Genomic DNA, 4,682 nt, shown 5'->3' with positions numbered 1-4,682 from the left:
CGCGCCGGGCAGGCCGCCGACCGCCATCCACTCGACCACGGTCGGCTGGCCCAGCTGGTTGCAGTACACGCCCTGGACGAGGAACACCGGGCCGGGGACGTCGGCGAGCAGGACGGGTGCCTGCTGCCGGCCGAGCCTGACCAGCACCTTGTCGACGAGCCAGTCGACCACCGGGTGGATGTCGCTGACGTAGGCGATGTCCGGCCAGCTGGTCTTCCGGCTCGCGCGGGCCTGCTCCAGCCGGCGCCTGGCAAGCTCCCGGTCGAAGGTCAGCTTCAGCCGCAGCCGGCCGTCCACCCGCTGGTCGGCCAGGTAGGAGCGGGGCAGGTCCGACATGCGGCGCTCCAGGTCGGCCGGGGCGTCAAAAGCGATCATCCCCTCCTCGCGGCGGAGCGCGAGCGCGTCCTCGGGAGAGTCGAAGACCTCCCGCAGCGCCTCGTCGACGAACCGTTCGGTGGAGGCGAACAGGGTCGGCACCCGCGCCCGCGCCGGCTGCGCGGCAACGTGCGTCTCACCGACGCCGCCGAGCAGATCGGCCAGCACGTCGTGTCGCGGGCCGGCGTCCAGTGACTCCTCCACGCCGCGGCCGGCGAGCAGATCCTGGATGAGACGGCGCTCCTCCCGGTCGGCCAGATACTCCCCGGTGACCGCCTCGGCGCTGCCGAGGCTGCGGTGCGCCTCCGCCTCGCGGGCCAGCAGCTTCTCGGCGACCGTGGTGTCGTCCCTGGCGCCGTCCACGGACGAGGTGAGGATCAGCGCCCGGAACCGGGGCTGGTGCGCCTGGCCGTAACGGTCGATCCGGCCGTTACGCTGCTCGATGCGGATCAGGCTCCACGGCAGGTCGTAGTGCACCAGATGGTGGCACTGCCGGTGCAGGTTGACCCCTTCGGACGCCACGTCGCCGGTGAACAGCATCCGTACCGGGGCGTCCCGCTGGGAGAACTCCTCGACGATCCGCTGCTGGTCGGTGTCGGGCAGGCCGCCGTGCATGACCCGCACCGCGTCCCGGGCGGCCGTCCGCCCCGTGAAGCCCAGTGCCGCCGGTACGACGTCGGCCAGCCACTTCAGCGTCGCGACCCGCTCGGAGAACACCACGACCCGCACCTGGCTGCCCGGACCGGCCCCGATCTGGCGCAGCTCGCGCAGCAGGGCCGCCAGCTTGGCGGAGTCGGCGTCGGTCATGGCCGCCGCCAGCGTGCGCAGCCGGCCGAGCGCGGACCGCTCCTGAGCGTCGGTGCAGCCCGCCGACCGCAGCCGCGTGTCGACGGTCTGTGCCAGCGCGTGATGCGAGGACAGGAACGCCTTCAGCAGCGTGTAGGGGAACAGCCGCCGCTCCCTGCTCACCGCGCTCGCCGTGTTCAGCGTGCTCACTGTGCTCGCTGGCTGCCGGCCCGCCGTCACCTCGGCCACGCCGTCGGGCGCGCCCTCGGGCGGCAGCCAGACCTCGGTGAGCTCGGCGAAGATCTTCTCCTCCGCGGCCGTGGCCGGGCAGCGTAACGGCACCGACGGGCCCCGCTCGGCCCACTCGTTGCTGATCTCGTCCCGGACCTCCGGACTGATCTTCGTCCGGCGCAGGTAGAGATGTTCGATGTCCTCTTTCGCGTAGTTCTCGACATCGACGATCGCGGCCGGGTCGAGCAGTCTGATCAGCTCGCCGAAGGACTTCTTGTCACCGTTGTGCGGGGTGGCGCTGGCCAGCAGCAGCGCGTCGGTACGGGAGGCCAGCAGCCGCGCCAGCCGGTTGCGCAGGCTCGTCGAACCGATCAGGTTGTGCGACTCGTCGATCACGACCGCGTCCCAGCCGATGTTCTCCAGGTGATGGCCGTACATGCCGACGTTCTTCAACGTGTCCACCGAGACGATGACCCGCTTGAAATAGGTGAACGGGTTGCGCCCGGCCGGGATCTCCCGCTGGATCCGCTCGATACCCACCGAGTCCAGCCGGACCAGCGGGAGGGAGAAACGCGTCCACAGCTCGTGCTGGAACTGCTCGAGCACGTGCTGCGGCGTCACCACGAGGATGCGCTCCCCCCGGCCGCGACGGACCAGCTCGGCCAGGATCAGCCCGATCTCCAGGGTCTTGCCCAGGCCCACCACGTCCGCGATCAGTATGCGGGGGCGTAGCCCGGCGAGCGCGAGCTCGGCCGGCCGCTGCTGGTAGACCTTCGGGTCGAGCACGAACGAGTCCGCCAGCGCCAGCCCGCGCTCGCCACGCGGCAGCGGCGTGCGGCGCAGCACCGCCTCCAGATACAGCCGGCCGCGCCGGAACCGCGGCGTGTCGTCGGCGACCAGGACGGTGTTCTCCGGGCGCAGCACCTCGACCGGCTCAAGCCCGTCGAAGAACGTCGCCTCACGGTCCTGGACGAACTCCGAGGCCCCCACCACTTTGATCATGTACCCGTCGTGCGCCGTCCGGACGGCGCTGCGCACCAGCCACTCCTCGTCACGAACGAGGACCCGTGCACCCGGCGCGTACGACCCGCGCCGCCCTGCTGTCACCAACGCCTGCCTTCCCTGTCCCTACGTCCTCTGCGTCGTACGTCCCCACGTCGCAGGCCCACCCCGACCTCGCACGCCCGCCTGTGACCGTGTCCCGAGAGCCGGCGCCGGTACCAGCACCGACATCGATGCCGGCCCGGCGCTCCCTCCCCGCGGCCAGGCTCCGCTCAGAGCTCCGCGTTGCGGGCGTACTCGGCGCGCAGGCGCGTCACCAGCCACTCAACACTGACGGACGCCCGCGACGGTAACGCAGCCGGGCCCACCCGAGGACCTGATCCGTCCGGTACCGGCAGCACCCGCGTCGCCTGTGCGGCATGGTCTGTCCCGGTATTCCGCGTTTCTCCGCCCTCCGTGCCCCCGGCATCCACCCCCTCGGCCGCCCACTCGGCATGGTCCGAGCCGGATGATCCCCACGGGACCGCCGTCTGGTCGTCCCACGGCTCCTCCCGCGGGTCGGCGTCGTACAGCTCGGGCCCGCTAGCGGACGCGACGAACGTCCGGGCCACGAGACGGCGCCGCAGCCGCGCCCCGGTCCGGCCACCCGCGGTCGCGACGTCCATCAGGCCGGTCATCAACGCGTCCAGCGACGGCCGGGCGGCCGGCTCGAAGGCGAGCATCGCGCCGAGCAGCGACGCCAGTTCGGCCGGAACCGCGTCCAGATCCGGCCGGATGGCGGGATCGGCGATGTGGCCCAGCAGCGCGTAGCCACGGACCCCGGGATACAGCGAACGTCCGGTGGCCGCGAAGACCAGGGTGGCGCCGAGCGCGTAGACGTCGGCCGCCCCGGTCAGCTCCCGGTCGCCCCGGGCCTGCTCGGGCGGCATGTAGGCGAGGGTGCCGACGACCCCGCCGGGCTCGGTGAGCTCCCGCTCGTGCCTCCGCTCCAGCAGCAGCGCCAGTCCGAAGTCGATCACCTTGGGGCCGTCCGGACCGAGCAGGATGTTCTGGGGCTTGAGATCCCGGTGCAGCAGCCCGACCTGGTGGATCTTCTCCAGCCCCTCGATGAGCGCCGCGCCGAGAATCGCGGTCAGCGGCGGGTCGAGCACTCCTCGCAGCTCCACATGCTGGCGCAGGGTCCGCCCGGGGACGTATTCGACAGCGCACCAGGGCGGATCGTCCTCAAGACCGGCGTCCTCGAACCGCGCCACCCGGGCGCCGTAGATCATCCTGAGGTTCTCGACCTCTTCGGAGAAACGCCGCCGGACAGCCGGATCCGCGACCAGCTCCGGTTTGATGACCTTGAGGGCCACCTTCTCGGCCGCGGTCGACATCCCCAGATACACCTGGCCCATGCCACCCGCCCCCAGGCGGCCACGCAGCTCGTACGGGCCGACCCGCACCGGGTCCGACGGGAGCAGCGCGTCCATGATCCCCTCGCCCCCAGCCCCAGGAACCGTCCACGATGACCGCGAACAGGATGACCGCGGACAAGTAGTTTAGAACAGTCAGCTCATTAACGGTCACACCGGGCATCAGCAACGGCTCAGCCCCCACCCAGCGGTGGCCCCAGCGCCAGGTGCGCGCCACGCCAACGGACCACGCTCGTTGTGCGGATGGCCGACAAAGCCGCCGTAGAGTGACGATCGCAGCGCAGCGCAGCGTCGTGGCGGGAGGCCGGGATGGGACGTCATTTCAACACCGCGGGCCCGTGCCTGCCCGAATACCACTATATGATCCCAGCCCTGCCGCGGCTGCCCGAGGCACCCGGCCTCATCGAGCAGAGGGGCTATTTCGTTGTCCACGCTCCCCGGCAGACCGGGAAGACAACCACTCTGCAGGCACTTGCCCGGGAACTGACCACCGAAGGCCGGTACGCGGCGGTGCGGTTCTCCTGCGAGATCGGACGGGCCACCGGCGACGACTACGGCGCCGCGGCCCGGGGGATCCTCGAGCGGATCCGGGACGCCGCAGAGGCCACCCTCCCGGCCGATCTTCGCCCGCCGCCGTGGCCGGATGTGACTGACGCGAGCCTGCTGGTAGCCGCGCTGACCGCCTGGGCGCTTGCCTGTCCCCGTCCCCTGGTGCTGTTCTTCGACGAGATCGACGCGCTCCAGGGGCAGAGCCTGCTCAGCGTCCTCAGCCAGCTCCGCGACGGATACAGCAACCGGCCCAGCCGCTTCCCCGCCTCGGTCGCCCTGTGCGGCCTGCGCGATGTCCGGGATTACAAAGCCGCATCCGGCGGT

3 protein-coding genes are annotated in these 4,682 nt (G+C 71.4%); 1 reads left to right on the top strand and 2 read right to left on the bottom strand.

Features of this window, described 5'->3' with window-relative positions; all coding sequences use genetic code 11:
• Positions 1 to 2,499 (bottom strand): DEAD/DEAH box helicase (locus tag AC5LSR_RS22900; RefSeq protein WP_493469000.1); only part of this gene is annotated, 2,499 nt, incomplete at its 3' end.
• Positions 2,500 to 2,666: 167 nt separating this feature from the next.
• Positions 2,667 to 3,866, bottom strand: a complete 1,200-nt coding sequence (locus AC5LSR_RS22895; protein WP_250290940.1) for a serine/threonine-protein kinase — start codon at positions 3,864 to 3,866, stop codon at positions 2,667 to 2,669.
• A 252-nt stretch (positions 3,867 to 4,118) separates the two neighbouring features.
• On the opposite strand from AC5LSR_RS22895, the gene AC5LSR_RS22890 reads away from it, so the two are divergent.
• Positions 4,119 to 4,682, top strand: a 564-nt coding sequence (locus AC5LSR_RS22890) for an ATP-binding protein (protein WP_493468999.1), incomplete at its 3' end; no start/stop codon positions are given.

The organism is Protofrankia sp. CiP1_Cm_nod4, from assembly GCF_982290645.1.
Note: the sequence above shows the minus strand (reverse complement) of the source record. Positions and strands in the feature narration are given on the sequence as shown.

Bases quoted from the DNA above. Each gene is read 5' to 3' on its own strand.
- AC5LSR_RS22895 (WP_250290940.1), bottom strand. From the start codon at position 3,866: ATGGACGCGCTGCTCCCGTCGGACCCGGTGCGGGTCGGCCCGTACGAG.